Origin of the sequence: Alteraurantiacibacter palmitatis (assembly GCF_037154115.1) — a bacterium.
Taxonomy (GTDB): domain Bacteria; phylum Pseudomonadota; class Alphaproteobacteria; order Sphingomonadales; family Sphingomonadaceae; genus Alteraurantiacibacter; species Alteraurantiacibacter palmitatis.
Genome location: NZ_JBANRO010000003.1, coordinates 249,280 through 275,415, shown reverse-complemented (window position 1 = coordinate 275,415; position 26,136 = coordinate 249,280). Strand labels below are relative to the sequence as shown.

General features: G+C 64.9%; 23 protein-coding genes. 11 read left to right on the top strand and 12 right to left on the bottom strand.

Annotated elements, in window-relative coordinates:
- Window positions 1-4 precede the first annotated feature (4 nt).
- A complete protein-coding gene (locus WFP44_RS05195; RefSeq protein WP_336925354.1) occupies window positions 5-2,092 on the bottom strand; it encodes an NAD(+) synthase in 2,088 nt (695 codons plus the stop codon).
- A 341-nt stretch (window positions 2,093-2,433) separates the two neighbouring features.
- Between WFP44_RS05195 and WFP44_RS05190 the strand changes: the two genes are divergently transcribed.
- Window positions 2,434-3,651 (top strand): MFS transporter, encoded by a 1,218-nt coding sequence (locus tag WFP44_RS05190; RefSeq protein WP_336925318.1) that lies wholly within the window; start codon window positions 2,434-2,436, stop codon window positions 3,649-3,651.
- A gap of 7 nt (window positions 3,652-3,658) precedes the next feature.
- Here WFP44_RS05190 and WFP44_RS05185 read toward each other — a convergent pair whose 3' ends face one another.
- From WFP44_RS05185 to WFP44_RS05170, 4 genes are all read right to left on the bottom strand, one after another.
- Window positions 3,659-4,861: an amidohydrolase family protein gene (locus tag WFP44_RS05185; RefSeq protein WP_336925316.1), complete on the bottom strand. Its 1,203-nt coding sequence runs from the start codon at window positions 4,859-4,861 to the stop codon at window positions 3,659-3,661.
- A 265-nt stretch (window positions 4,862-5,126) separates the two neighbouring features.
- Complete coding sequence (locus WFP44_RS05180; protein WP_336925315.1) at window positions 5,127-5,555, bottom strand: glycine zipper 2TM domain-containing protein; 429 nt, start codon at window positions 5,553-5,555, stop codon at window positions 5,127-5,129.
- 132 nt (window positions 5,556-5,687) lie between these two features.
- Complete coding sequence (locus tag WFP44_RS05175) at window positions 5,688-6,338, bottom strand: MOSC domain-containing protein (RefSeq protein ID WP_336925314.1); 651 nt, start codon at window positions 6,336-6,338, stop codon at window positions 5,688-5,690.
- The gene (locus WFP44_RS05170; protein ID WP_336925313.1) at window positions 6,335-6,934 is read right to left on the bottom strand and encodes a class I SAM-dependent methyltransferase; all 600 of its coding nucleotides are present in this window, start codon (window positions 6,932-6,934) and stop codon (window positions 6,335-6,337) included. Before WFP44_RS05170 ends, WFP44_RS05175 begins: the two co-directional genes overlap by 4 nt.
- A 58-nt stretch (window positions 6,935-6,992) precedes the next feature.
- Here WFP44_RS05170 and WFP44_RS05165 point away from each other — a divergent pair, with 58 nt between their 5' ends.
- Window positions 6,993-7,829: a PhzF family phenazine biosynthesis protein gene (locus WFP44_RS05165; protein WP_336925312.1), complete on the top strand. Its 837-nt coding sequence runs from the start codon at window positions 6,993-6,995 to the stop codon at window positions 7,827-7,829.
- Here the strand turns inward: WFP44_RS05165 and rlmN are convergent.
- From rlmN to WFP44_RS05130, 7 genes are read right to left on the bottom strand one after another with little or no spacing between them, the layout of a single operon-like run.
- Window positions 7,821-9,077, bottom strand: a complete 1,257-nt coding sequence (gene rlmN / locus WFP44_RS05160; protein WP_336925311.1) for a dual-specificity RNA methyltransferase RlmN — start codon at window positions 9,075-9,077, stop codon at window positions 7,821-7,823. The two genes, WFP44_RS05165 and rlmN, sit on opposite strands and share 9 nt — an antisense overlap.
- A 33-nt stretch (window positions 9,078-9,110) precedes the next feature.
- Entirely contained in the window at window positions 9,111-9,587 is a 477-nt protein-coding gene (locus WFP44_RS05155; protein WP_336925310.1) for a hypothetical protein, read from the bottom strand.
- Between the two features lie 26 nt (window positions 9,588-9,613).
- Window positions 9,614-9,823 carry a hypothetical protein gene (locus tag WFP44_RS05150; RefSeq protein WP_336925309.1) on the bottom strand — a complete coding sequence of 70 codons (210 nt, stop codon included), beginning with the start codon at window positions 9,821-9,823 and terminating at the stop codon, window positions 9,614-9,616.
- Window positions 9,823-10,002 carry a DUF4169 family protein gene (locus WFP44_RS05145; protein WP_336925308.1) on the bottom strand — a complete coding sequence of 60 codons (180 nt, stop codon included), beginning with the start codon at window positions 10,000-10,002 and terminating at the stop codon, window positions 9,823-9,825. Before WFP44_RS05145 ends, WFP44_RS05150 begins: the two co-directional genes overlap by 1 nt.
- Window positions 10,002-10,502 (bottom strand): transcription elongation factor GreB, encoded by a 501-nt coding sequence (greB, locus tag WFP44_RS05140; RefSeq protein WP_336925307.1) that lies wholly within the window; start codon window positions 10,500-10,502, stop codon window positions 10,002-10,004. The genes WFP44_RS05145 and greB overlap by 1 nt, the downstream gene beginning before the upstream one ends.
- 9 nt (window positions 10,503-10,511) lie before the next feature.
- Window positions 10,512-11,165: a glutathione S-transferase N-terminal domain-containing protein gene (locus WFP44_RS05135; protein WP_336925306.1), complete on the bottom strand. Its 654-nt coding sequence runs from the start codon at window positions 11,163-11,165 to the stop codon at window positions 10,512-10,514.
- A gap of 10 nt (window positions 11,166-11,175) precedes the next feature.
- Window positions 11,176-13,131: a lytic transglycosylase domain-containing protein gene (locus WFP44_RS05130; protein ID WP_336925305.1), complete on the bottom strand. Its 1,956-nt coding sequence runs from the start codon at window positions 13,129-13,131 to the stop codon at window positions 11,176-11,178.
- 102 nt (window positions 13,132-13,233) lie between these two features.
- On the opposite strand from WFP44_RS05130, the gene dapA reads away from it, so the two are divergent.
- The 9 genes from dapA (at window position 13,234) to alaS (ending at window position 26,132) form a co-directional block, all read left to right on the top strand.
- A complete protein-coding gene (gene dapA, locus WFP44_RS05125; protein ID WP_336925353.1) occupies window positions 13,234-14,115 on the top strand; it encodes a 4-hydroxy-tetrahydrodipicolinate synthase in 882 nt (293 codons plus the stop codon).
- 48 nt (window positions 14,116-14,163) lie between these two features.
- Window positions 14,164-14,646, top strand: a complete 483-nt coding sequence (smpB, locus tag WFP44_RS05120; RefSeq protein WP_336925304.1) for an SsrA-binding protein SmpB — start codon at window positions 14,164-14,166, stop codon at window positions 14,644-14,646.
- Between the two features lie 156 nt (window positions 14,647-14,802).
- A complete protein-coding gene (locus WFP44_RS05115; RefSeq protein ID WP_336925303.1) occupies window positions 14,803-15,378 on the top strand; it encodes a DUF2062 domain-containing protein in 576 nt (191 codons plus the stop codon).
- Between the two features lie 40 nt (window positions 15,379-15,418).
- On the top strand, window positions 15,419-17,890 hold the full coding sequence (locus WFP44_RS05110) for a hybrid sensor histidine kinase/response regulator (RefSeq protein WP_336925302.1): 2,472 nt from the start codon (window positions 15,419-15,421) through the stop codon (window positions 17,888-17,890).
- A 104-nt stretch (window positions 17,891-17,994) separates the two neighbouring features.
- Window positions 17,995-19,503 (top strand): DUF4139 domain-containing protein, encoded by a 1,509-nt coding sequence (locus WFP44_RS05105; protein WP_336925352.1) that lies wholly within the window; start codon window positions 17,995-17,997, stop codon window positions 19,501-19,503.
- A 62-nt stretch (window positions 19,504-19,565) separates the two neighbouring features.
- Window positions 19,566-21,191 carry a DUF4139 domain-containing protein gene (locus tag WFP44_RS05100; RefSeq protein WP_336925301.1) on the top strand — a complete coding sequence of 542 codons (1,626 nt, stop codon included), beginning with the start codon at window positions 19,566-19,568 and terminating at the stop codon, window positions 21,189-21,191.
- Window positions 21,192-21,325: 134 nt separating this feature from the next.
- Entirely contained in the window at window positions 21,326-22,396 is a 1,071-nt protein-coding gene (recA, locus tag WFP44_RS05095; protein WP_336925299.1) for a recombinase RecA, read from the top strand.
- 165 nt (window positions 22,397-22,561) lie between these two features.
- Window positions 22,562-23,383 (top strand): class I SAM-dependent methyltransferase, encoded by an 822-nt coding sequence (locus WFP44_RS05090; RefSeq protein ID WP_336925298.1) that lies wholly within the window; start codon window positions 22,562-22,564, stop codon window positions 23,381-23,383.
- A gap of 103 nt (window positions 23,384-23,486) precedes the next feature.
- Entirely contained in the window at window positions 23,487-26,132 is a 2,646-nt protein-coding gene (gene alaS, locus WFP44_RS05085) for an alanine--tRNA ligase (protein WP_336925297.1), read from the top strand.
- The last annotated feature ends 4 nt before the right edge of the window (window positions 26,133-26,136 follow it).

Below are 26,136 nucleotides of genomic sequence, written 5' to 3'. Positions count from 1 at the left end.
CCCCTCAGCCTTCGTTTGTGCTGTCTGGCACATTGGCACTCAGTTCCTCCAGCCATACGGCGGCCACGGCATCGCTGGGCGCGCGCCAGTCTCCGCGCGGGGACAGCGCGCCGCCGCTCGACACCTTGGGGCCGTTGGGTATCGCGCTGCGTTTGAACTGCGTGGTCTGGAAAAAGCGCCACAGGAACTTTTCCAGCCAGAGGCGGATGGTTCGCAATTCATACTCTGTGCGTTCGCTCTCGGGGAAGAATGGCGGCCATTCCCCTGCCGCCGCATCGCGCCAGGCGTGCCAGGCGAGGAAAGCGACCTTGGACGGTTTCTGCCCCCAGCGCATGATGTGATGCAGGAAAAAGTCGTTGAGCGCATAGGGGCCAACGGTGCCCTCGGTGCTCTGCACCGCGCCATCGGCCCCCACCGGCACCAGTTCGGGGCTGATCTCGGTATCGACAATGGCCTGCAGCACGGCATCGGTATCATGGCTGAACTGTTCCGACCGGATCGCCCAGCGGATGAGATGCTGGATAAGCGTCTTGGGGACGCCCGCATTCACCGCGTAATGGCTCATATGATCGCCAACACCGTAAGTGCACCAGCCCAGCGCCAGTTCGGACAAATCGCCCGTGCCGATCACAAAGCCCTTGTGCTGGCTGGCAAGGCGGAAAAGGTAATCGGTGCGCAGGCCCGCCTGCACGTTCTCGAAGGTGAGGTCATACACGGGCTCGCCATCGGCAAAGGCGTGGCCGATATCGCGCAGCATCAGCGTGGCGGCAGGGCGGATGTCGATCTCTTCCGCCGTGATGCCGAACGCCTGCATCAGCTTCCACGCATTGCCCTTGGTGTGATCGGTGGTGCCGAAGCCGGGCATGGTATAGCCGCGGATCATCGTGCGCGGCAGGCCGAGCCGGTCGCAGCATTTGGCCGCCACGATCAGCGCATGGGTGGAATCCAGCCCGCCCGATATGCCGATCACCAGACTTTCCGGCTTGGTCGCCTCCATCCGCCGCATCAGGCCGTCGACCTGGATGTTGAACGCTTCATAGCAATCCTCGTCCAGCCTGTGCTGGCGTGCGGGCACGAAGGGGAAGCGGGCGAGCGGGCGGCAAAGTCCGATATTGCCGCGCATCGGATGGTGCACCAGCGCGACGGTGCGGAAGCGGTCGGCCGGGCGTCCTGCCGTTTCTATTGCATCGTCAAAGGTCTTGTTGCGGATGCGGTCGCCCATGATTGCGGTGCAATCGACATCCGCCACCGCCAGTTCGGGATGCAGGGCAAAGCGCTCGCTTTCCGCCAGCAGGCTTCCCAGCTCGTAGATGAAGCCTTGCCCGTCCCACGCGTGATCGGTGGTGCTTTCCCCGTGCCCGGCGGCGGAATAGACATAGGCGCAAGAGGTGCGCGCCGAATGGGCGCGCGCCAGCAGATGCCGCTTGTCCGCCTTGCCGATCACGATGTTCGATGCGGACAGATTGGCGCACACCGTGGCGCCTGCCAGCGTGCCTTCGATGGAAGGCGGGGCCGGGCTCCACATATCCTCGCAAATCTCGATATGCAGGCGGAAATCGGCAATCGCGCTGCTCTGGAAGATCAGATCGGTGCCGAAGGGGAAGCTGCGCCCCGCCGCGTGCATGGTCGCGCCCTTCACATTGCGGCCATGCGCGAACCAGCGCTTCTCGTAAAATTCGCGGTAATTGGGCAGGAAGCTCTTGGGCACAGCGCCTACAATTTCGCCCGCCGCGATCACCACCGCGCAATTGTAAAGCTGGCCCTGCGCCATCAGCGGCGCGCCGATCACCAGAACCGGCGTCAGATCGCGGCTCGCCTCGGCAATCTCGGCAAGCGCGGCCTGCACCTTTTCCAGAAAGGCGGTCTGCATCACCAGATCATCGAGGATGTAGGAGGACAGGCACATTTCCGGATAGACGAGCAAATCGACATGGGCGTCATGCGCCCGGCGCGCCTCGGCCAGGATCGCGTCGCGGTTGAAGGCGATATCGGCGGTGCGCACATCGGGCGTGCTGGTCGCCACGCGGACAAAGCCGTGCGTATGCAGCGCGAAAAAGGGGTGGGTGGCGGGCCCTTGGGCGGCAGGGGTCATGGCAGGATCATCATCCAGAAAGGAGGGAGTCGCGGGCGGAGCGGGCTCCAGCCAGTCGGCCGGATCGCAAATGCCCAGTTGGGCAAGGCGGCGTTGAACAGGCGGGCGGGGGATTTTGCCTTTGACTTCCCAGCCATAGACGGTGCGGCTGGGCCAGCCATCGGGCGCGCCGTAAACCGCGCCGAATTCCTCCGCCGAAAGGGGCGGCACCTGGCCTTCGCGCCAGGCGCGGATTTTCTGACCGGCCTTGTGCATGGGCGCAGAGGTATCCCAAAAGGATACTTAACACAAGCAATCAATCGCGCTTGCCTTGGCGATGGGGTAGGCGCAGATCGGCGACGATGACGTCCCCTTGGCCCCGCAGCTTTGCCCCGCTTCGCCACGGCGCCTTTGCGCTGATGATGGGCGGGGTGCTGCTGACCAATCTGGGCCATTCGGTGGAAGGCGTTGGGGCAGCCTGGCATCTGACCGCCAGCGGCGCACCTGCTGATGTCGTGGCACTGGTGCAGACCGCGCTCAACCTGCCGATCCTGCTGCTGGCGCTGCCCGCAGGCGCATGGGCGGATATGCATGACAAGCGGCGTATCATCATCGGTGCACACCTTACCATGCTGGCGGGATGCGCGTTGCTGATCGCCTTGACAGGGCTGGGCATGGCGAGGGCCGCGCCGGTGATCGTCTTGACCGGGGTGATCGCCTGCAGCGCGGCCTGCTTTGGCCCCGCCATGGGTGCATCGATCCGCAGCGTGGTTCCCGGCGCAGAACTGGCGGCAGCTGTGGCGCTCAACATCCTGATATTCAATGCTGCACGTGCGATTGGCCCGGCACTGGGTGGTGCGATAGTGAGCGCGGGCGGGGCGCAGGCGGCCTTTGGCGGGGCTGCGGTCTTCTATGTCGCCGCACTGGCTCTCTACATCAGATGGCGCGGAAGTTCCCCGCCTCCTGAAACGCGGCTCAACCTGGCTGCGATGATAGGCGAAGGCCTGCGCGCTGCCGCGCAGTCGCGTGAGATCCGCACGATCCTCGCCCGCGCATCTCTGTTCACGCTGGCGGGCGCTGCCGCCTGGGCGCTGATGCCGCTGGTCGCGGCACAGATGCTCGGGCGGGGAGCGTCGACTTATGGCATTCTGCTGGGCGCGCTGGGGCTGGGCGCGGTGATCGGCGCGGCCAGTGCGACATGGCTGCGCCAGCGCCTTTCGGCAGAGGCGATTACCGGCGGCGCGGGGCTGGTCTATGGCGCGGCGTGCCTTGGCGTGGCGGCGCAACCGGGGCTGGCCGTGATGCTGGCGCTGCTGGTGGTGGCCGGTGCAGGCTGGGTGCAGGCGCTGTCGGGCTTTTCGGTCTCCAGCCAATTATGGGCGCCGCGCCACGCGGTGGGCCGCATTGTCGCCATGGCCAGCGCGCTCACCTTTGGCGGTCTGGCGTTGGGAAGCTGGCTGTGGGGCCATGTCGCGCAGGATTTCGGCGTCGGCACGGCGCTGGCCGCGTCAGGCGCGGCCATGATCGCTTTGCCACTGCTGGGCCGGGTGCTGCCCATGCCCGCGCACGAAGCGGGCTAGCAACAACCTAGGCCGCCGCGCGATCCTTGCCGATGGGCAGCTTGGCGCGGACCGTGGCTTTGGCCAGATCCAGCCCGTAAAGCTTTGCTGCATTGCCACCGACGATGCCGCGCACCTGATCGGCGGGCATATGCCCCATATGCTCCGCGATCTTGGCGACGGAGTTGGGCCAGATGCTGTCGGGATGCGGATAATCACTGGCCCAGAGCAGGTTCTCCGGCCCCCAGAAATCGGTAAGCGCCATCGTCGTCGCGCTTTGCTGGAAGGTGCCGTAAACCTGCCGCTTGAACAGTTCGGACGGCTTCATCTGGTGCGGGATGCCGCCCTTGTCGTCCCAGTAATCGGCGCATTCCCACAGGCGATGGTGGCGGTAATCCAGTTCCTCCACCACCCATGGAACCCACCCTGCGCCGCATTCGGCAATCACGATCTTCAGGTCGGGATGCCGTTCCAGAATGCCCCAGGCGAACAGATCGACAAACGGATCGAGGAACTGCTCGATAAACATCTTGGCGTGCAGGAAGGTCGCGCCGGGCGATCCCTTGTACTTGTCGAATGCTTTGGTCACGCCGGGGAACACGGTGACATGGAAGGACAGCACAATGCCGCTTTCCTCCAGCAGCCGCCACAAGGGGTTCCATCGTGCATCCTCAAGGCGCGGCTCGCACACAGCGATCTGGAGGTTGGCCTGCCGGCATTTGCCGCCCTTGGCCAGACGCTCCAGCTCTGCCAGCGCGGCTTCGGGATGCGGGGGCAACATGGCGACGCCCAGCAACCGGTCGGGCGCGGCGGTGCAGAAATCCTCGTAAAGCCAGTCGTTATAGGCAGCATAGCAGGCGCGCATGAACGCATCGTCCGGGGTGACGATGGAGGTAACGGGGCCAAAGATCACGTGCGCCCACACCTGATCGCGGTCCATATCGGCAAGGCGCAAATGCGGGTGGCCTGCGCGCAGTTCGGAGAGATCTTCAATCCCGCCGCGATCATAGGCAGTATGGATCGGCTTCGGCCCCGTGAAAGGGAAAGGACGGCCCGACCAGAAGCCCCAGCTTTGCCCATCTGCCATCCACAGCGCGCTGCCGTTTTCCTGCTCCATCGGGCGCGGAGTGCGTTCGCCCCAGCTGGATGCCATGCGCTGCGTCCACACATCGGCAGGCAGCATATTCAGGTCGAGATGGTCGTCGCAGGAAACCAGTGCGGTTTCGATCATGGGGCTCTCCCGGATGGCACATAGGGGCGCTGCGGCCTGTTGACTTTGTCCATAACGGATCGGGCAAGGCTTGGCCATGCCTCACAAAGGCGGTTGTGCCCAAAGCAACAATGCCGCCCTTCCGCTGCAAGGAAGGACGGCATCGCTTGTCCCGCGAAGGGGGAGCGGGACGGTGGCTGTCGCGCCATCCGGGCCCTTGTGCCCCGGAATTGCAGCGATTTTGTGGCCTTTGAGGGCGGATTTGCCCGCGCGGCCGCAATTGGCCTTACCGGCAGCGCGCTTCACCGCGATCGATCTCGCGTCCCAGCAGGCCGCCCAGCGCTGCGCCCAGGATCGTGCCCGTGGCGCGCTCGCCCCGCGTGTCAATCGCCCGGCCAACCAGTGCGCCGCCGGCCGCACCCACGATCAGGCCGGTGGTGCCGTTGCTGCGCTGGCAGTAATAGCGGCCATCATTGCCGCGCCAGATGCGATCCTGCCGGGTGACGCGGCGCGGCTCGACATACCGGCCGCGGTCATCGTAGATGCGGCGGTTGTCGCGGCGGTAATCGCGCCGATCGGCAACATGGTAATACTGCGCCTGCGGATGGTTGTCGCGGTAGCCGTGCGCCGGAGCCCAGCTGGGCGGACCAGCCATGGCGGGCGCAGCCGGGATCGCCAGCATCGCGGCGGCGAATGTGAGAATGGTCTTGCGCATTGTTCGGTCCTTTCGTTGCCGTCTGGATATGAGTGGCAATGCCCGTTCTCGTTCATTGTTCCCCAACCTAAGCTGAACGGATTGTTGTCTTTTGAAAGGCAGGACAGGCCGTTTCGTGGACGCGACGAAGCGTCAGCGGCCGGCCAGAATATCCGCGACCTGTCCGCGCAACTTGTCCGCCAGTGCAGGCAGGGCCACGATCGCGCGCAGCGTGTCGGCGCGATCCTGTCGCGGATGGCCCCAGATGGCGCCAAAGCAGCGCGCGACTGTCATGGTGCCCTGTCCCTGCTGCACACATTGCAGCACATCGCCCGCCTGCGCCGTGCCTTCCTCCAGCACCCGGAAATACCAGCCACAACGTGCGGTTTGCACGATTCGGCGCACCATTTTGGGTTCGCCAAAGCGGTGCGCAATCTTCCAGCAGGGCTGGCGCGGCTGGCTCACCTCGATCAGCGCGGTGCCGAGGCGAAAGCGGTCGCCGATATGCACCTGCATTTCGTCCTGCCCGTGCACGGCAATATTGCTGCCAAAGCTGCCCGGTTCGGCCAGCAGGGGATGATCGCCCAGCTCCCCGCGCCAGAAGGCCATGTGGTCGAGGGGGTAGAGATGCAGCGCCATGTCGGGCCCGCCATGGTGCTTGCGGTCGGCCTGTGCATCGCCTGCGACACCTGTCGGCGTGATCCGTGCCGGGCCATCCAGCGGCTGTTTGGCAATCGCGCTCGCTTCCTCGCCGCGAAAGGGGGCCGGCTGTCCGGCACAGATTGCTTGGACGATAGGGTTCACGCAGGATCCTTCTGCATAGTCACTGCCATCCAGTCGCGCAGCACCTTGTCCAGCCCGCCATCCTGATAGGTGCGTGCTTCACCGATTCGCCAGCCGGGCACGGCGAGGTAGGCGGCGCGCAAGGCGTCTGCTGTGGGGAAATTGTAGAGGCGGCCGAACATATCGCGCGCATCGCCATCACCCAGCTTGAAATTGGCAAAGTGCCAGCCGCCGGGCTTCAGCGCGCGGGCAATGCGGGCCAGCACATCGGGCAGGCCCGCGCCCGGCTGGTGGTGGATGGAGGCATGGCACCAGACCGCGTCATATTCTTCCACTGCATCCAGCTGGTCGAAGCTGAGCACCTGCACCGGTATGCCGAGGCGTTCCTCCGCCCGCTTTGCCATCGCGCGGGAACCATCGGTCGGCACCACGACAAAGCCGCGCTTTATCATATGCTCGGCATCCTTGCCCGCCCCGCAGCCCAGTTCCAGAATCCGCGCGCCGGGATCAAGCCGGGCCAGAAAGGCATCCAGATCGCGCGAAGGGCCATCGCGCCCGCTGATGGTGTAACGCGGCGCTTCGCGGTTGTAGAAGGCGAGGGTATCGGGGTCGCTCATGCCGGGTGAGAATGGAACCTTGCCTGGTCGGGTGCAAGCAGGATTGGAAAGGCGCGCGATGCAGCTCGATCTGGTGGATGTCTTTGGCAATGGCGCGCTCAGCGGCAATCCGCTGGCCGTGGTGCACGCTGCGCAAGGGATGGATGCGCCGACCATGCTGCGCCTGACGCAGTGGCTCGGCTTTTCGGAAACGACCTTCCTGCTGCCACCGACAGAGCCTGAGGCGGATTACCGTGTGCGAATCTTCTACCCCGCCGGCGAATTGCCCTTTGCCGGGCATCCGACATTGGGCAGCGCCTATGCATGGCTTGCCGCCGGGGGAACACCCCAGCGCGGCGGCGTGGTGGTGCAGCAATGCGGGGCGGGGCTGGTGGAGGTGCGCGTCGATGGCGACACGCTCGCCTTCGCCGCGCCGCCGATGACCCGCTACGGCCCGCTCGGTGCGCCGGAGCGGGACGAAGCCGCGCGCATCGCCGGGGTTGATCCTGCGCAGATTGTGGAGGCAGTGCACATTGCCAACGGCCCCAATTGGCAATTGCTGCGGCTCGCTTCCGCCGAAGAGGTGCTGGCGGCGGTCCCCAAGGCGCGCGCGCCATCGGGCACCGACATTGGCCTTGCCGCACCGGGTGCACCGGGATCGGGCGTGGATTGGGAAGTGCGCGCCTTTTTCGCCAATCAGCACGGGCAGGTGGTCGAAGACCCTGTGACAGGCAGTTTCAATGCCGGGCTTGCCATGCACCTGTTCGCCAGCGGATTGGTCAAGGGCCGCTATGTTGCCGCGCAGGGGCAGTTGACCGGCGCGGACGGGCGCGTGCTGTGCGAGCAGGATGAAAACGGGCAAGTCTGGATTGGCGGGCAATGCAGCATGGTGGCTGCGGGGGCGCAGCTACCCTAAAGCCGCCTGCTTTTCCTCGGCCAACCGGTCGAGTTCAGCGCGGCTCTTGCGTTCGGCACTGGTTTTTAGCTGGCCGCAGGCGGCATCGATATCGCGCCCGCGCGGGGTGCGCACCGGTGCGGAAATGCCCGCTTCGAACACGATATCGGAGAAGCGCTTGACCCGTTCAGGCGTGGAACATTCATAGGGCGCGCTGGGCCAGGGGTTGAACGGGATCAGGTTCACCTTGGCAGGCAGCTTGTAGTGCCGGATCAGGCGCACGAGTTCGCGCGCATCGGCGTCGCTGTCGTTCTTGTCCTTCAGCATTACATATTCGAAGGTGATGCGCCGCGCATTAGAGGCACCGGGATAGGCGGCGCAGGCAGCCAGCAATTCCTCGATCCCGTATTTGCGGTTGATCGGCACGATCTCGTCGCGGATTTCCTTGGTGACCGCGTGCAGCGACACGGCAAGGTTCACGCCGATCTCCTCGCCGCAGCGCGCCATCATCGGCACCACGCCGCTGGTGGACAGCGTGATACGCCGCTTGGACAATGCAAGCCCATCGCCGTCCATCACCAGTTGCAGCGCGCCCTTCACATTGTCGAAATTGTACAGCGGTTCACCCATGCCCATCATGACGATATTGGTGAGCAGGCGACCGTCAGAGGTGTATTCGGATGCCTCCTCACCTTCATCCTCGGCAACCACGAAGTCCATCCGCCCCTTGGGCCATTCGCCCAGCGCATCGCGCGCCAGCATCACCTGGCCCACGATCTCGCCCGGCGTCAGATTGCGGACAAGGCGCATCGTGCCGGTGTGGCAGAACCGGCAATTGAGCGTGCAGCCCACCTGACTGGACACGCACAGCGTGCCGCGATCCGCATCGGGGATGAACACCATCTCGTAATCATGCCCGTCATCGGTGCGCAGCAGCCATTTGCGCGTGCCGTCCACCGAATGCTGCGCCTCCACGATCTGCGGCCGGCCAATGACAAAGCGTTCCGCCAGCCACGGCCGCATGGCCTTGGCGATATCGGTCATTGCCTCGAAATCGGTGACGCCGCGGTGGTAGAGCCAGTGGAACACCTGCTTGGCGCGCAATCTGGCCGCCTTGGCATCGAGGCCGGCGGCTTCGAACAGTTCGGCGATGCGCTTTTTCGGCAGACCGATGAGGTCGATGCGGCCATCTTCGCGCGGGGTGATGTCGCGCGGGAGCGGAACCGGATCGATCTGTCCGGGGATCGGCATGAGGGCAGTGTCTGGCATGATTGCGCGGCCCTATAACGCAAAGCGCGGCCCTTAGCCAGTGCGCGCGCAACCCACCGTTGCCGCGTCAATCGCGGTGGCCGCGCCGTCCAGCGCATAGCGATCGGTGAACAGCCGGCCCTGCCGGTCGCGCGCGCTGACCGTCATGCTGCGGGCTGAGCGCATGGCGGCCACGATGCGCGCGTCCATCTGCCGGTCTGCGGCAAAGACATCGCGGCCCGATCCGGCAAGTTCGAACCGCTCGCCGCTTACCACCAGCCGCGCTGCCTCTTGGCCTGTGATCGCGCGCGAGAGGCGAATATGCACCTGTCCACGCACCTGCCGGTCGGGCCAGTGGCTGACCGTGGCAAAGCCGGTGCCGCCTTGCGCGGTGTCGCCTTCGGCCTGCGCGATGGCGTAACAGCGCGGCACTTCCGGATCGCGGAACGCGCCCCATTGGCCGAACACGCCAAGGCTGTCGCGCGCCAGAGCCGGCGCGGCGATCAGCGAGAGAACAAGGGCTGGGGCCATGAGAGGAAGGGCGAGGGGGCGGAAGGTCACTCCGCTTCCCCGATCAGGTCAAGCCATGCAACCACATCGTTGTCGGTGGCAAGGAACAGGCCGGCCTGCACCTCTTCGGGCTGCTGCTCGGCCAAGCGCATGGCTTCGGACAGCGGGCCGTAGAACAGCGTATGCGCGCCGCCACCCTCGGCTTCGCTGTCGAGAAAATAGAGCCGCACGCTCGCCTCGGCGTAGGTGCTGCGCATCAGTCGCGCTCCCTTTTCGCGCCATCCAGCAGCGCGGCGGTGCGCTTCGCATCGGCTAATCGCGCGGATTTGGCCGCCTTGGTTTCACCGTGGGACGCGCGGTTGGCCTCTGCCGAGCGGGCCTTGTCGGCGCGGGCCTTTGCCTTGCGGGCGAGACGCAGATTGACCACTTCGGCCATCAGGCGGGCACCCTTTCGGGGTAGGTGATGGCGACCACTTCCCATTCCTTCTCGCCGCCGGGCAGGCGCACCGTGCGCAGATCGCCCACGCCTGCGCCGCGCAACGCGCGCGCAATCGGCGCGCTCCAGCCGATGCGGTCGGCAGAAGCATCCTGCTCGTCATCGCCCACCAGCGTGATCTGGCGCTGGTTGTCGTCCTCGTCCGCCAGCGTCACCGTGGCGCCGAACCAGACGCGGCTGCGGTCGACTTGCGCGGCGGGGTCGATCACCTTGGCCGCTTTCATCCGGCGCGCCAGATGCGCCAGTTCGCGATCAATCTCCCGCATCCGCTTGCGGCCATAGAGGTAATCGCCGTTCTCGCTGCGGTCGCCATTGCCCGCCGCCCAGCTGACGATTTCGACGATTGCGGGGCGTTCGGTGCCAAGCAGGTGGTCATACCGCGCCTTCAGCGCGGCAAGGCCGGCGGGCGTGATCGGGTTGGTTTTGGCATCAGAGGACATGGCCGGGTTCTAGCCGCTGCGCGATTGTTCGAACACCGCATATTGCGCGGCGAATGCCCGCTGGAAGGCGGGACGTGCCTTTCCGCGCGCCAGATAAGCGGCAAGCGCCGGTTCGGCGTCGAGCAGGTCTGACCCTTCAATCCGCATAAGCACCGACACCATCAACAGGTCACCTGCGCTAAAAGCGCCATCAAGCCAGACTTTCGCGTCCAAATGGGCGGCAAGCTGGCGAAGCCGCCGGCGCACGCGTTCAGTCAGCATGGGAAGCCGTGCCGTGTGCCATGGTTCGCCCGCTTCGGTCATCTGCGCCATGGCGCGTTCCCAGATAGGCGGTTCCACCGTGTTCAGCGCAGCAAACATCCACGCGATTGCTCGGGCGCGGGCGTCCGCGTCTGCGGGCAGCAAGCCGGGCCTTTCGCTTGCCAGATGCAGCACGATTGCGCCCGATTCAAACAGCACCAGGCCGCCATCGCATTCCAACGTGGGAATCTGGCCAAAGGGGTTGCGCTCCAGATGCGCATTCTTTTCCAGTTCAGCAAAGGTCAGCAGCCGCTCTTCATACGGCAATTCCAGCTCTTCCAGCGCCCAGCGCACGCGCATATCGCGTGCCAGACCGCGCCCCCTGTCTGGCGAATCGCGAAAGGCCGAAAGGGTAAAGGTCATGCAGCGGCGATCAGCGCAGGAACTGGTTGATGCGGCGGCTGCGCCCGTTCGACTGGTCGGGGTAGAGATGCTCGTACACCACCGCGTTTTCCAGCACCCGGTGCACATAGGTGCGCGTTTCGGAAAAGCCGATCTTCTCGATCCATTCGACCCAGCTGATCGCCCCGGTGCGCGGATCGCCGTTCTCGCGCAGCCAGCGGTTCACATTGCCCGGCCCGGCATTATAGGCCGCCGCCGCGAGCGGGTAGGATCCGTTATAGGTGCGCAAGAGCCGCTCGATATGGTTCGATCCGATCTGCATCGAATAGGTTGGATCGTCGATCAACCGGCTGGCCGAATAGGACAAATTGGCGCGGCGCGATTCCTCCTGCGCGGTAGCAGGCATGAACTGCATGAGGCCCCTTGCGCCGGCATGGCTGATCGCGTTCTGGGCAAACTGGCTTTCCTGCCGCGCGATGGCGTGGATCATGGTGAAATAGGTACCCGGCGGATGTTGCAGGCGGGGGAAGCCGATCGCGGTAAATCCGTCCAGCCCGTCCGCACCGGCGGCATCGGCAAGGTTTACCGCCAGATCACGGCGGCCGATTTCGCGCGCCAATTCTGCCACCAGCAGGTGGCCTTCCACCCCTTCGGCCTGTTCGGCAATGGCGCGGTAGAAACGGATGCCCACGCTCCACGGCGCATCGCGCGCCACTTCGGCCACGGCGCGGGTGATCGGCTGCGCACGGAACGCGGCGCGCGCCTCGTCCGAAATCGCGGCTTCGGGCATGGCGGCGAAAGTGGGCATGGGACGACCCAGCGCCTCCAGCGCCAACTGGCCATAGAAGCGGTCCGCATATTGCGCGGCCATTTCATAATAGCGGGTGGCCCCGGCGCTGTCCCCGGCGCGAGCGGCGGCATGGGCGGCCCACCAAAAGCCCTTGGACCGGGTCTGCGGCGTCCGCGCGGCCGCACCATAGCGGTAGAACAGCGGCGCGGCGCGGGCGGCATCGCCCTGTTCCCACAGCGCCTTGGTGCCGCCCAGCCACATCAGCGAGGTGTAGTCATCACGCAGGCGGAACGAACCTTGCGAGATATCCTCGTCCGGCGCGAAGGCATCGTCCACGCTTGCTGCAATCCGCACCGCATTGCGGTTGTCGGCCAGCCGCGCCACGGCGAGGAGTTCCCCCACCCAGGCGGCAGGATCGCGCGGGCGCGCGGCCAGCGGTGCGCGGTTGGCGAGCAGCGCAATCGCTTCGCCCTGCCGGCCCTTTTGCCGCAGTTCACGCGAACGGTTGTAGAGATAGCCCGGATCGGTCAGCGCTGCCGGATCGCCAGTCGCTCCGTCACCGCCCTGAAGAATCGCCAGCCGCACCTGGAATACGCCGCGCCGTGCATCACTGGTGCGCGCGATCTGGCGCGCAGCGGCAGCGGCATCACGTTGCCAGAGCAGCGCATCCATCCGCGCATCCTGATCGTCGGGCGTGAAATTCTGCCCATAGGTAGCTGCGATGGTGGCCTCGGCCACTTCGCTCATTTCCCCGCCGCGCCACGCCTCGCGCGCCAGATTGGCCGCGCTCTCCGCATCGCGCCCGGCCAACGCCAGCGCGTAATGCGCCTTGGCGAAATTGCCCAGCGGCGGAAAACGGTCGAAATAGGCCAGCAGCGCCTCATTGCTCACGAATTCGCGCATAAGGCGCTGTTCGGCGCGGGTGCGCAGCGTGGTTTCATCCGGAAAGCCGGGATTGGCGCGCAGGAAGCTGGAATAGCGTTCGAACGGCAATTGCGCGCTGCGATCCTCGTAAAGCGCCTGCCAGCGATTGATTTCCCCCGCCATCGGCCCCGGCCCCTGTGCCACCAGGCTGGCGCGGGCATTGTCCCACTCGGCCGCATCCTGCGCGCCTGCTGCTGCGGGCAGCGCGGCTGCGCCGACCAGGACGAGAACGGGTGCAAAAGCAAGGAAAGGGGCACGAGTCATGCTGGACATTCTGGCGGCCTCCTCCTTATCAGGCCCTGAACGCGGTGGGCGCAATCGCACCGGCCCGCCCATGAGTCCCGTTTTTGCCGGGACATTGCAAGAGGTATGACCATGTTCTCAGGCTCGATTCCCGCTTTGGCGACTCCTTTTCGCGACGGAGCGTTTGACGAGGAGGCGTTTCGCCGCTTTGTCGACTGGCAGATCGAAAATGGCTCTTCTGCGCTGGTTCCCTGCGGCACGACGGGTGAATCCGCCACAATCGACAATGACGAGCATCACGCGATCATCCGCGCCTGTGCGCAAGCCGCCGCCGGCCGCGTGCCGGTGATTGCCGGCGCGGGCAGCAATGATACGCAAACCGCGCTGTGGCACATCAAGGAAGCGCAGATCGCGGGCGCGGATGCGGTGCTGCTGGTCGCACCTTATTACAACCGGCCCAGCCAGGCGGGGTTGCTGGCGCATTACAGCTATCTGGCCGAACGCAGCGAATTGCCGATCGTGCTTTATAACGTGCCGGGCCGCACGGTGACCGATCTGCTGCCCGATACGGTGATCGAACTGCACCGCCGCTTTCCGGACCGCATCGTCAGCATCAAGGATGCGAGCGGCGATCTGAGCCGCGTGGTGACGCACCGCATGGGAGCAGGGCCGGATTTCAATCAGCTTTCCGGTGATGATCCGCTGGCGCTGGCAGGCTATGTGCTGGGGCAGCGCGGCTGCATTTCGGTGACGGCCAATGTCGCGCCGCGCCTGTGCGCCGATTTCCACGCTGCCGCGCTGGCGGGCGATTACGAAACCGCGCGAGAGCTGAACGAGCGGCTCTATCCGCTGCACCGTGCGATGTTTGCCGATGCCAGCCCTGCGCCGGCCAAATATGCGCTCAGCCGACTGCACGACTGGTTTTCGCCCGAAGTGCGCCTGCCGCTCGTCGCCTGTTCAGACGCCGCGAAGGCGGCTGTGGATGCGGCGATGGAGGGGCTGGGGCTGGTCTAGTCACCGCGATTTGCATTTGCGCGCAGAACGCCTACATCGCCCGCCACCATGGCTCGCCCCAAACCCGTCACATTCGACAAGAAGAAGATCGTCGCGGAAAACCGCAAGGCGCGGTTCAACTACACGATCGAGGATGTGTTCGAGGCAGGGCTGGCGCTGACCGGAACCGAGGTGAAGAGCCTGCGCGGCGGCGAGGGCACGATTGCCGAAAGCTATGCCGAAGTGCGCGACGGGCAGGTGTGGCTTATCAACGCCAATATCCCCGAATACAGCCACGGCAACCGCCTGAATCACGAACCCAAGCGGATGCGCAAGCTGCTGCTCCACGAGCGTGAGATCGACAAGATGCTGGGCGCTGTGGAGCGCAAGGGCATGACGCTGGTGCCGCTGTCGGTCTACTTCAATTCGCGCGGGCGGGCGAAAGTGGAACTGGCGCTGGCCAAGGGCAAGCAGACGCACGACAAGCGCGCCAGCATCAAGGAGCGCGACTGGAAGCGCGACAAGGCGCGGCTGATGCGCGAAAAGTCCTGAATTCTGAAAATCTGCCGGCAGGCTCCAGCCGGGAAAATCAGGACGGCAAATCACTCTGGCCGCTGTTAAGCGCCTGTTCGTCGATCTGACGCTATTCGTCACTATATTGGCGGCGCAAAAGGTGTATGTGACGGCCCCGAGGCGGCGACAGGGTTAATGGCGACAGGCAAGCTCAAGACATGGCTGAAGGGCCAGCGGCCGAAGATGCCGACGCGCGAGGAGATGGTGCGCAACAAATATCTTGCGCCGATCGCCCACCGCTTTGGTCATTCGGAATTGTGGCGTTTCACCCGCCGGTCGGTGCCGCGCGGGGTGGCGCTTGGCCTGTTTGCCGGCTTCATCATTCCGCTGGGGCAGATTTTTCTTGCCGCCTTTCTGGCCCTGCCGCTGCGTGCCAATGTGCCGGTCGCAGCCCTCATCACCTTTGTGACCAACCCCTTCACTCTGCCATTCTGGCTGGTGATCGCCAACAAGGTCGGCCGCTTCATGCTCAAGCTGGATGCGGCGGCGGGTGGCACGGCCACGGCAGAGATCTCCAGCGGCCGCTGGCGCGATTTTGGCTGGTTCCAGGTGCTCGAAGGCGTGGGCGCCACCGCGTTCGGCTTTGTCGTGCTGTCGATCGTGAGCGCAGCGCTGGGTTACTTCCTGTCCGGCGTGCTGTGGCGTTTTCTGGTGGCGCGCAAATGGACCAGGCGACCGGGGCGGACGAAAGTGCTAAAGCCCGCTGAATGAGCGGACGGCAGCGAATGAACCATCACAACGGGGCGACGCAATGAACGGCCCGAAATCCGCAAACCGTGCGCGGCCGAACGCCAGCTCGCTGACTGATTCGCTGTCGGTTGCCGCTGCCGTGCTTGCCAGCATCGCCGCGATTCAGCTGGTCAGCGGCAGTCCGGTGGTGACGCTGGCTTTTGCCGGCGGGTTGACTGTGCTGGGGCTGATCGTCTTTGCCGCCTCGCGCTTTCAGGCGATGCCATCCGCACAGATCGAACCGGCTGTGCCCGATTGGACCGTTACCGTGGCCGCGATCGAGCAGCCGGGCGTGGCCGTGGCGATAACCGACCGCGCCAACCGGCTTGTCTGCGCCAATGCCGCCTATGAAAGCTGGTTCGGATCCGCCTTTGCGCCGCCGCGCCTGCCGGTCGATGCCCCGTCTACCGAACTGCTGGCCCGCATGGCGCGCGCGGCCTGGCGCGACGGGAGCAGCGGCGAAGTCGCCACGCTGACTGCCGAGGACCGTTCGTGGACAGCCGAAGCGGTGCGCAGCGGCCGGGCGGATGATTACCTGATCTGGCGCTTTACCGCGATCCTGCGGCACGAACCGCTGCTGGCGATCACGCGGCAGCTGACCGGCGCCTTTGGCCGTATGCTGAGCGCTGCCGGGATCGCCGCTGCGCTGGTGGGGGCCGATGGTGCCGTCCGGGCGGCCAATCCTGCCTTCGCCCGGCGGGCGGGGGGCGACGATGGCGCCAGTATGGTGGGGATGGACTTTGCCGCGCTGTTGCTGACGGATGAGCGCGACCGCATCTATTACGCCCGCGAGGGCCGAAAGGGGGCCGCGCAGACTCTCATCCACGTGCCCTTGGCCGATCCGCAGGAATTTGCACCCGGCAGCGAGGCGGCGACGCAGGAACCCGTGCTGATGCTGCTTCTTGATGCGGGAACCGCGCTGGGCGGGCTGGCCGGGGACAAGGGCGGGCAGGCGCCGCAGCTCGAAGCCCTGCTCGAACAATTGCCGCTCGGCCTCGCCATGACCGACCGCGACGGGCATTTCCTGTTCGCCAACCCGGCCTTCATGCGCGCGGCAGGCATCGAAGGAAGGCCATTGCCGCCTTACCCGTCCGATCTGGTCATTGCGCGCGACAAGACGGCGATGTCCGATGCGGTGCGCCGTTTTGGGCAGGGGCCGGCCAATAGCGGCGATATTGCCGTGCGCCTGCGCAGCGAACCGGACGAGCCTGTCAGCCTCGGCCTTGCCGGGGTTCGCGGGCTGGGCGAGGCGGCGGTGTTGCTCAGCCTGGCCGACACCAGCGAGGAAACGCGCCTCAGGCGGCAGGTCGCGCAGGCAACCAAGATGCAGGCGGTGGGCCAGCTGGCAGGCGGCGTTGCGCATGATTTCAACAATGTGCTCACCGCCATCATCGGCTATTGCGACCTGATGTTGCTGCGCCACACGCCGGGCGACAGCGACTATGACGATATCCAGCAGATCAAGGCCAATTCAAACCGCGCGGCCAGCCTGACGCGGCAATTGCTGGCCTTCAGCCGCCAGCAGACCTTGCAGCCCGAAACGCTGCAACTGCCCGATATCCTGTCCGAAGTGTCGCAATTGCTCAAGCGGCTGCTGGGCGCGAAGATCACGCTGAAGGTGCATCACGATCGCAATCTGGGCCCGGTGCGCGCCGATCCGCGGCAACTGGAACAGGTCATCATCAACCTTGCCGTCAATGCGCGCGATGCGATTCAGGCCAATGGCGGCGGCGAAGGCGCGAACGGCACGCTGACATTTAGCACGCGCCGGGTGGCGGCGCAGGATATCCGCCGCATGGGCAGCGAGATCGTGCCTGCGGGCGATTACACCGTGCTGGTGGCGGAGGATACCGGTGGCGGCATTCCGCCGGCGGTGATGAGCAAGATTTTCGAGCCCTTCTTCACCACCAAGGAAGTGGGCAAAGGCACGGGCCTTGGCCTGTCCACGGTTTATGGCATCGTGAAGCAATCGGGCGGTTTCATCTTTGCCAGCAACGCCAAGGCGCCCGATGGGCAGGTAAAGGGTGCGCGCTTCACCATCTACCTGCCAGTGCACAATGTGACCGAGGACGAGCTGGCAAGGGCCGAGATCGAGGAGGAGGCGCGCAACTGGTCGGGCGGCGGGCGCATCCTGCTGGTCGAGGATGAGGACATGGTGCGCGCCGTGGCCGAACGCGCATTGGCGCGGCAAGGCTATGATATCGTCACCGCGTCCGACGGCGATGAAGGGCTGGAACTGGTGCGCGGCGGCGCGAAGTTCGACCTGGTGGTCAGCGATGTGGTGATGCCCGCGATGGATGGCCCCGCCATGGCGCGCGAGATCCGCAAATTGCAGCCGCGCCTGCCGATCCTGTTCATGTCCGGCTATGCCGAGGAGCAATTGCGCAACCAGATTGATATCGAGGCGATGCATTTCATGCCCAAGCCCTTCAGCGTGCAGCAAATCGCCGACAAGGTGGCAGGCATTCTGGCAGGCAAGGCCCGCGGCGGCTGACTCCGTCTGGATGATGGAGGCAGGGCCATTCATCTGCCAGTCAGTAAGGCGTCATGATAGGATACGAAGAAGGCGCTAAAGGGTTGAGGGGAAATGGGATTATGATGCTTCGAAAGCTGGCTTTTGCCGCAGCTGCAACCGGCGCACTGGCGGTGCAGGCAGGGGCGCAGGACGCCACCCTTGCCGATCCCGGGGTGGAGCAAACCGCGCAGGGCGATGTCGCGGTTACGATTTACAATAACGGGCAGAGTCTGGTGCAGGATGTGCGCCAATTGAACATTGCGGCTGGCCGTTCGGTCGTGCCTTTTCCCGATGTTTCGGCCATGATCCGCCCCGAAACGCTCAGCTTCAACGCTCCCAATACCGGCATTGTGGAGCAGAATTTCGATTTCGATCTGCTCACCCCGCAAAAGCTGATGGAAAAGGCGGTGGGGCAGGAAGTCACGCTTATCCGCACCAATCCGGCGACCGGCGCAGAAACCACCAGCCGTGCCGAAGTGCTTTCGGTCATGGGCGGGGTCGTTATCCGCGTGAACGGCCGGATCGAGGTGCTGCGCGACGATGGCCTCCCCGTGCGGGTGATCTTCGACCGGATTCCCGCCAATCTGCGCGCGCGGCCCACGCTTTCGGTCACGCTCGACAGCACGCGCGGCGGCACGCGCCCGGCTTCGATCCGCTATCTGACCGAAGGGCTGAGCTGGTCGGCCGACTATGTCGCGCTGTTCAACGAACAGAGCGGCGCGGTGGATATGCAGGGCTGGGTGACGCTGACCAACACCACCGGCACCACTTTCCATCAGGCGAACACGCTGCTGGTGGCCGGCAATCCCAACCGGGGCTTCGCGCAGCCATCCTATTCGCCGCAACCCCGGCGCGACATGGTGGCCCCCGGCACAGAGACGGCGGATCGCGAACGGCTGGGCGATTTTTACCTGTATCCCATCGCCGGCCGCACCACGATTGCCAACAACCAGACCAAGCAGGTCAGCTTTCTCGATGTGCAGGCCGTGCCGGCCCGGCGGGTCTATTCGCGCGCGGTCAGCTGGCTGGTGAGCGATTCGAATCCGGTCAACGCCTCTGCCGCGATCAGCTTTTCGACCAGCCGCGAAGGCGGACTGGGCGATGCGCTGCCTGCAGGCACGGTGCGCTTTTACCAGCGCGACACACAGGGCAATCCGCAATTCGTGGGCGAGAACCAGATCGGCCACACGCCGATGGGCAGCCTGCTCTCGCTTCGCACCGGCGACGCCTTCGATGTGTTGGTGCAGGCAGAGGTCGAAAGCCGCAACCGCATCACCGCTGCCGAATATGAACGCAGCGCGCGTTTCCGCGTCCTCACTGCTGGCGAGGTCACGCGCGAAGTCGAGGTCGAGCGCGCTGTCGATTATTACCAGACGACGATGCGTTATACTTTCACCAATGCCAAACCCGAAGCGGTCGAGGTGGAATTGACGCAGGGCGGTCTCGATTACGGCTGGTGGGCACGCGATTTCCGCGTGACGGCGGAAGATGTGCCGGGCGAACAGCTTAACGCGGGCGATCGCCTCTACCGCGTCAGCGTGCCCGCGAATGGCAGCCGCGTGGTGCGCGTCACCTATCAGACAAAGTATTGAGAGCGCGGCCGGTGGTCGTGCTGCCCACTCGTCCCCACCCCCTTCCGCAGGGGGAAGGGAAAATGAAGCGTGACAAACTCCCCTCCTGTCTGCGGGAGGGGCTGGGGGTGGGGCTGCTTCTTGCCCTCTTGGTTAACCCCGCCGCCGCGCAGCAGCGCGCTTCCGTGGATGCCTCCGCCCCGCAGGCGCTGGCCGTCACCGTCTACCGCGACCCCAACAGGGGTGAAGGGCGGGCGATGTATCGCAATTGGCCCGAAGGCTTCGCGATGATTTCCGAAACCCGCACAGTCACCCTGCCACCGGGTGAATCGACGATCCGCTTTGAAGGGGTGGCCGAAGGGATGGTGGCCGTATCCGCCATCGTCACCGGCCTTCCCGGCGGCACGATCGAGAAGAACCGCAACGCCAATTTGCTCAGCCCTGCCGCTTTGGTGGACGGGACGCTGGGCAATCGTGTGCGCATCACCCGCACCAATCCGGCCACCGGGGAGGAGGTAGCCGAAACCGCCGTGATCCGCACCCGTGCCGATGGCGGGCTGGTGCTGCAAACGGAACAGGGCTTCGAAGCGGTGCGCTGTGCCGGCCTGCCCGAACGCCTGTCCTTCGACCGCGCGCCTGCGGGACTGTCGGCGCAGCCTGTATTTTCGATCGATACGCGTGACGAGGCGGGGGGAACCTACACCGTCACGCTCACTTACCTTGCCTGGGGGTTTGACTGGCAGGCCAATTACGTTGCCACCTTGCAACAGGGTCGCGGTAGCGATGATGTGCGGCTGCGGTTGATGAGCTGGCTGACAATCCTCAATGATAACGCGCAAGGTTTTGAAAACGCGGAACTGATGGCGGTGGCCGGCACGCTGAACGTGGTGAGCGACTTTGAAGAATTGAGCGAGCCGCCCGAAGCGCAGCCGCTGCAACTGACCTGCTATCCGCTCGGCAGCACGGCGGCGGGTTCACCTGTGCCATCCTATGACAGCGACGGCGGGGTCGCGCTTCCGTCACGGCCCCCCGAGCTGATGATGATGCGGATGGAAGCGACGTTCGTGGACAGCATCACGGCGCAAGACATCGGGATTCTGGCCACAGAGGAGCAATTGGGCGATCTCAAACTCTACCGTGTGCCCGGACAGGTCACCGTGGCGGCCCAAGGGCTGAAGCAGATCGCTTTCCTCGACCGGGGGGAGGTGCGGGGTCGCTATGTCTATGAAGTGTCCTGTCGGCCATGGGGCGAGACGAGCGGTTTTGGCGAAACGCTGATCCGGTTTTCCACCGTGAATGATCGTGCGCACGGGCTTGGTGTGGCCTTGCCGTCCGGCCCCCTCGCGCTTTTCGAACCGGCAGCGGGCGGCGACCTGCTGGTGGGCGAGGAGAACCTCCGCGATTATGCCAGCGGGCAGGATGTGGAATTTTCCGTCGGGTCATCCGCGCAGGTGCTGCACCAGTGCACCCGCTTGACCGCGCACGATCCGCATGACGAAAAGGGCGGTTGGACGCGGATGCGCGCCGCGCTCACCAATGCCAATCCGCATCCCGTTACCGTGCGGCTGCAACAGGGTGCCCCTGCGGAATGGGCCTATCGCGGTGGGGATGGAAGCTTGAAGGATGGCGAGCGAATCACCGAAGTCACCGTTCCGGCCAACGGGACGCGCACGGTGGAATGGGAAATGCGCCCCGCAACAGCGCGTTAGCGCCGGTTTCTGCGGGTTTCCGGCCTCTCCGATAAAATCGTGTTCCCCCCTTGTTCTTGTAGAACAAAGCAGATACAACGCATTCCAGTTGGAAAGTTGATCGCAACTCTTGTTAACCGGAAGGGGGCCGTGTCATGGCTGCAAGTCTGAAACTGGTAGAGGAATCCAAGGTGGACCGTCAGAAGGCTCTGGACGCAGCTCTCGCGCAGATTGACCGCGCATTTGGCAAGGGGTCGGCCATGCGGCTGGGCCAGAAGGAAGCGATGCAGGTGGAAGCGATTTCCACCGGCTCGCTGGGCCTCGACATCGCGCTGGGCGTGGGCGGCCTGCCCAAGGGCCGCGTGATCGAGGTGTATGGCCCGGAAAGCTCCGGCAAGACCACGCTGGCCCTGCACGTCATTGCCGAGGCGCAGAAGGCCGGCGGCACCGCGGCCTTTGTTGATGCCGAACACGCGCTTGATCCCGTTTATGCCAAGAAGCTGGGCGTAAACATTGACGAATTGATCGTCTCGCAGCCCGATACGGGCGAACAGGCGCTCGAAATCACCGATACGCTGGTGCGGTCCAACGCCATCGATGTGCTGGTGGTTGATTCGGTCGCCGCGCTCGTCCCTCGCGCGGAAATCGAAGGCGAAATGGGCGACAGCCATGTTGGCCTGCAGGCCCGTTTGATGAGCCAGAGCCTGCGCAAGCTGACCGGTTCGATCAGCCGGTCCAAGTGCATGGTAATCTTCATCAACCAGCTGCGCATGAAGATCGGCGTGATGTATGGCAATCCGGAAACCACTACCGGCGGCAATGCGCTCAAGTTCTACGCATCGGTGCGTCTCGACATCCGCCGCACCGGCCAGATCAAGGACCGCGACGATATCATTGGCAACACCACCCGTGTGAAAGTGGTGAAGAACAAGGTCGCGCCGCCGTTCAAGCAGGTCGAATTCGACATCATGTATGGCGAAGGCATTTCCAAGATTGGCGAGATTCTCGATCTGGGCGTGAAGGCGGGCCTGGTGGAGAAGTCCGGCTCGTGGTTCAGCTACGATTCGATCCGCATCGGGCAGGGCCGGGAAAACGCCAAGCAGTTCCTGAAGGATAATCCCGAAGTCTGCGATCGTCTGGAAGCTGCCATCCGTACCCGCACCGACAAGGTGGCCGAGGAAATGATGACCGGCCCCGATGCCGAGGATGACATTTCGGAGGATTGATCTGCCGCGCTGCCATTTGCAGCGCTTCTGCAGACAAAGGGCTGGCGCTCCTCGCGGAGTGCCGGCCTTTTGCATGGTTCGGGGCTTTGCCGGCGCGCTTGCCGTGCCGCTACGTGGTCCCTATCTCCTCAAACCGATAACGGCAAAATCAGCACGGGGGCGGGGATGGACAAGAGCGATTGGCAAGGCGGGCAGGGGCAGACCTGGGCTGCGGAATGGCGGCGGACCGACCGCAGCTTTACCGCCGTCACCGAAAAGCTGCTTCAGCGTCTTCGCGGATTGGCCTTTGCGCAGGTGCTGGATATCGGATGCGGCGCCGGCGAACTGGCGCTGGCGGTAGCGCGCGGGCGGGCCCCGGTGCGGGTGATCGGCGTGGATATCTCGCCTCAACTGGTGGGAGCGGCACGCGATCGCGGCGCAAACCTTGCCAATGCCTCTTTTGAACTGGCCGACGCAGCGCAGTGGGAGGCGCCGCAGGGCTTTGCCCCGCAATTGCTGATGTCGCGCCATGGGGTCATGTTCTTTGAGGATCCTGTGGCCGCCTTCCGTCATCTGGCCGCACTTGCCGACAGCGGCGCGCATCTCCTGTTTTCCTGCTTCCGCTCTCCGGCAGAGAATCCCTTTTTCGCTGATATTGCGCGCCTGCTGCCGCAACCTCTGCCGCCTGCACCTCCCGAAGCACCTGGCCCCTTTGCCTTCGCTGATCGGGCGCGGGTGGCGGGTATTCTGCAAACCGCGGGCTGGGAGGCGGTGGCCATCGATCCGTTCGATTTTCCGATGATTGTCGGCGCGGGCGATGATCCTGTCAGCGATGCGGTGGATTACTTTGCCAATATCGGCCCGGCAGCCAAGGCGGCGCAGGCCATGACGGACGAGGAACGCGCCGCCTTCTTCAACCGGGTGGGCCAACTTGCCCGTGCCAACCTTGCCGATGGGCTCGTTGCCATGCCCGCAGCCGGGTGGATCGTTTCGGCGCGCAAGGCCTGAGCCGCAGCGGAGCCGAGAGAACGCCAGTCATGCACCCGCCCGATCACAGAGCGCATCTTAATCCGCTTGTCCCGCGCGCGCGCACAAACTAATCGCAACTGCCATGCAATCCACCAACGACATCCGCCGGGCCTTTCTCGATTATTTCGCGGCCAACGATCACCAGGTCATGCCTTCGGCTCCGCTGGTGCCGTATAATGACCCCACGCTCATGTTCGTGAATGCGGGCATGGTGCCGTTCAAGAACGTGTTCACGGGGCTGGAAACCCCGCCCGCACCGCGCGCCGCCAGCAGCCAGAAATGCGTGCGCGCCGGGGGCAAGCACAACGATCTGGACAATGTGGGCTATACTGCGCGTCACCTGACGCTGTTCGAAATGCTCGGCAATTTCAGCTTCGGCGACTATTTCAAGGAACGCGCGATCGAGCTTGCCTGGGGCATGGTGACCAAGGAACTTGGGCTGGACAAGGATCGCCTGTGCGTTACCGTCTACCATACCGATGACGAGGCGGCAGGGTTCTGGAAGAAGATCGCGGGCCTGCCGGATGATCGCATTATCCGCATCGCCACCAAGGACAATTTCTGGGCGATGGGTGCGGATGGCCCGTGCGGCCCGTGTTCGGAAATCTTCTGGGATCACGGCCCCGCAATTGCCGGTGGCCCTCCCGGTTCGCCGGACGAGGATGGCGACCGCTTTGTCGAGATCTGGAACCTCGTCTTCATGCAGCATTTGCAGGAAGCCGACCAAATCGTGAGCGATCTGCCGCGCCCCAGCATCGATACCGGCATGGGGCTGGAACGCATCGCCACGGTGATGCAGGGCGTGCATTCGGTATTCGAGACCGATACATTCCGCGCATTGATCGCTGCGAGCGAGGACAAGAGCGGCGCCAAGGCCGAGGGTGACAAGGCCGCCAGCCACCGCGTGATTGCCGATCATCTGCGTTCCACCAGCTTCCTGATTGCCGATGGCGTTCTGCCCAGCAATGAAGGCCGTGGTTATGTGCTGCGCCGGATCATGCGCCGCGCCATGCGCCATGCGCATCTGCTGGGTGCGGCGGAGCCGTTGATGCACCGTCTGGTGCCCGCGCTGGTGCAGGAAATGGGGCAGGCCTACCCTGAATTGCCGCGCGCCCAGGCGCTGATCCAGGAAGTGCTGGAGCGCGAGGAAACCCGCTTCCGCCAGACGCTCGACAAGGGCCTGCGCCTGCTGGACGAGGAAACCGCCAGCCTTGGCGAAGGCGACAGCCTGCCGGGTGAAACCGCCTTCAAGCTCTACGACACGTTCGGTTTCCCTTACGACCTGACCGAAGATGCGCTGCGCGCGCGGGGCATTGGCGTTGACAAGGCCGGTTTCGATGCCGCCATGGCGCAGCAGAAGGCTGCCGCTCGCGCCGCGTGGAAGGGCAGCGGGGCCGCTGCCGACGGGGAAGTGTGGTTCGATATTGCAGAGCGCGAAGGCGCGACCGAATTCACAGGCTATGCCAGCACCGAAGGCGAGGGCCGCGTGGTGGCTCTGGTGGTGGACGGCAAGGAAGTAACCCGCGCAGATAGCGGGCAGGATGTGATCGTCATCACCAACCAGACGCCGTTTTACGGGGAAAGCGGCGGGCAGACCGGCGATGCCGGGCGCATCACGGGTGACAGGCGGCTGGAAATGGATGTGGTGGACACTTCCAAGCCGCTTGGCCGCCTGCACGCGCATCACGGGCGTATTGTCGCCGGATCGGTGGAAGTGGGCGATACGGTGCACCTGAAGGTCGATGCCGAACGGCGTGACCGCATCCGCGCCAACCACTCCGCCACGCACCTGCTGCACGCCGCTTTGCGCAACCGGCTGGGCGATCATGTGACGCAGAAGGGCAGCCTTGTCGCGGATGACCGGCTGCGGTTCGATTTCAGCCATCCCAAGCCACTGACGGCGGAAGACATCGCAGCGATCGAAGCCGAAGTGAACGCCGAAATCCGCCATAATGCCGAAGTCACCACCCGCCTGATGAGCCCGGACGATGCGATTGCCGCAGGCGCCATGGCGCTGTTTGGCGAGAAATATGGCGAGGAAGTGCGCGTGCTCAGCATGGGTAGCGCTGGCAGCGGGCGGCATTATTCGGTCGAACTGTGCGGCGGCACCCATGTGCGCGCCACCGGCGATATCGGCCTGCTGCGCATCGTGTCCGAAAGCGCGGTGTCGAGCGGCGTGCGCCGTATCGAGGCGCTGACCGGAGAGGCTGCACGGCAGTGGGTCGTGGGCCGCGAGGAAACGCTGAAGGCGGTTGCCGCCACGCTGCGCACTGCGCCCGACGAGGTGCTGGAGCGCGTTGCCGCTCTTGTGGACGAACGGCGCAATCTGGAACGCGAACTGGCCGAGGCGAAGAAGGCGCTGGCGCTGGGTGGCGGCGGCGGTGCGGCCCCGGCAGCGGACGAGGAAATTGGCGGGGTCAAGTTCTCGGGTCAGGTCCTGCATGGGCTCGATCCCAAGGAGCTGCGCGGCCTGCTCGACGAAGCCAAGAAGCGCATGGGCAGCGGGGTCGCCGCGATCTGCGCGGTGAACGATGGCAAGGCGGCCTTTGCCGCTGCCGTTACCGACGATCTGACAGGGCGATTTTCCGCCGTCGATCTGGTGCGCGCGGGCGTTGCCGTGCTGGGCGGCAAGGGCGGCGGCGGCCGGCCTGACATGGCGCAGGGCGGCGGGCCCGATGGCGACAAGGCCGAAGCGGCGATTGCCGCGGCAAAGGCCTTGTTGGGGTGAGGCG

Excerpts from the sequence above, each read along its gene's own strand:
- WFP44_RS05100 (WP_336925301.1), top strand. The coding sequence starts at position 19,566 with ATGAAGCGTGACAAACTCCCCTCCTGTCTGCGGGAGGGGCTGGGGGTG.
- WFP44_RS05110 (WP_336925302.1), top strand. The coding sequence starts at position 15,419 with ATGAACGGCCCGAAATCCGCAAACCGTGCGCGGCCGAACGCCAGCTCG.
- WFP44_RS05130 (WP_336925305.1), bottom strand. The coding sequence starts at position 13,131 with ATGTCCAGCATGACTCGTGCCCCTTTCCTTGCTTTTGCACCCGTTCTC.
- WFP44_RS05145 (WP_336925308.1), bottom strand. The coding sequence starts at position 10,002 with ATGGCCGAAGTGGTCAATCTGCGTCTCGCCCGCAAGGCAAAGGCCCGC.
- alaS (WP_336925297.1), top strand. The coding sequence starts at position 23,487 with ATGCAATCCACCAACGACATCCGCCGGGCCTTTCTCGATTATTTCGCG.
- greB (WP_336925307.1), bottom strand. The coding sequence starts at position 10,502 with ATGTCCTCTGATGCCAAAACCAACCCGATCACGCCCGCCGGCCTTGCC.
- dapA (WP_336925353.1), top strand. The coding sequence starts at position 13,234 with ATGTTCTCAGGCTCGATTCCCGCTTTGGCGACTCCTTTTCGCGACGGA.
- WFP44_RS05135 (WP_336925306.1), bottom strand. The coding sequence starts at position 11,165 with ATGACCTTTACCCTTTCGGCCTTTCGCGATTCGCCAGACAGGGGGCGC.
- WFP44_RS05195 (WP_336925354.1), bottom strand. The coding sequence starts at position 2,092 with ATGACCCCTGCCGCCCAAGGGCCCGCCACCCACCCCTTTTTCGCGCTG.
- WFP44_RS05180 (WP_336925315.1), bottom strand. The coding sequence starts at position 5,555 with ATGCGCAAGACCATTCTCACATTCGCCGCCGCGATGCTGGCGATCCCG.
- WFP44_RS05190 (WP_336925318.1), top strand. The coding sequence starts at position 2,434 with ATGACGTCCCCTTGGCCCCGCAGCTTTGCCCCGCTTCGCCACGGCGCC.
- WFP44_RS05150 (WP_336925309.1), bottom strand. The coding sequence starts at position 9,823 with ATGCGCAGCACCTACGCCGAGGCGAGCGTGCGGCTCTATTTTCTCGAC.
- smpB (WP_336925304.1), top strand. The coding sequence starts at position 14,164 with ATGGCTCGCCCCAAACCCGTCACATTCGACAAGAAGAAGATCGTCGCG.
- rlmN (WP_336925311.1), bottom strand. The coding sequence starts at position 9,077 with ATGCCAGACACTGCCCTCATGCCGATCCCCGGACAGATCGATCCGGTT.
- WFP44_RS05115 (WP_336925303.1), top strand. The coding sequence starts at position 14,803 with ATGGCGACAGGCAAGCTCAAGACATGGCTGAAGGGCCAGCGGCCGAAG.
- WFP44_RS05090 (WP_336925298.1), top strand. The coding sequence starts at position 22,562 with ATGGACAAGAGCGATTGGCAAGGCGGGCAGGGGCAGACCTGGGCTGCG.
- WFP44_RS05170 (WP_336925313.1), bottom strand. The coding sequence starts at position 6,934 with ATGAGCGACCCCGATACCCTCGCCTTCTACAACCGCGAAGCGCCGCGT.
- WFP44_RS05185 (WP_336925316.1), bottom strand. The coding sequence starts at position 4,861 with ATGATCGAAACCGCACTGGTTTCCTGCGACGACCATCTCGACCTGAAT.
- WFP44_RS05105 (WP_336925352.1), top strand. The coding sequence starts at position 17,995 with ATGCTTCGAAAGCTGGCTTTTGCCGCAGCTGCAACCGGCGCACTGGCG.
- WFP44_RS05155 (WP_336925310.1), bottom strand. The coding sequence starts at position 9,587 with ATGGCCCCAGCCCTTGTTCTCTCGCTGATCGCCGCGCCGGCTCTGGCG.
- WFP44_RS05165 (WP_336925312.1), top strand. The coding sequence starts at position 6,993 with ATGCAGCTCGATCTGGTGGATGTCTTTGGCAATGGCGCGCTCAGCGGC.
- recA (WP_336925299.1), top strand. The coding sequence starts at position 21,326 with ATGGCTGCAAGTCTGAAACTGGTAGAGGAATCCAAGGTGGACCGTCAG.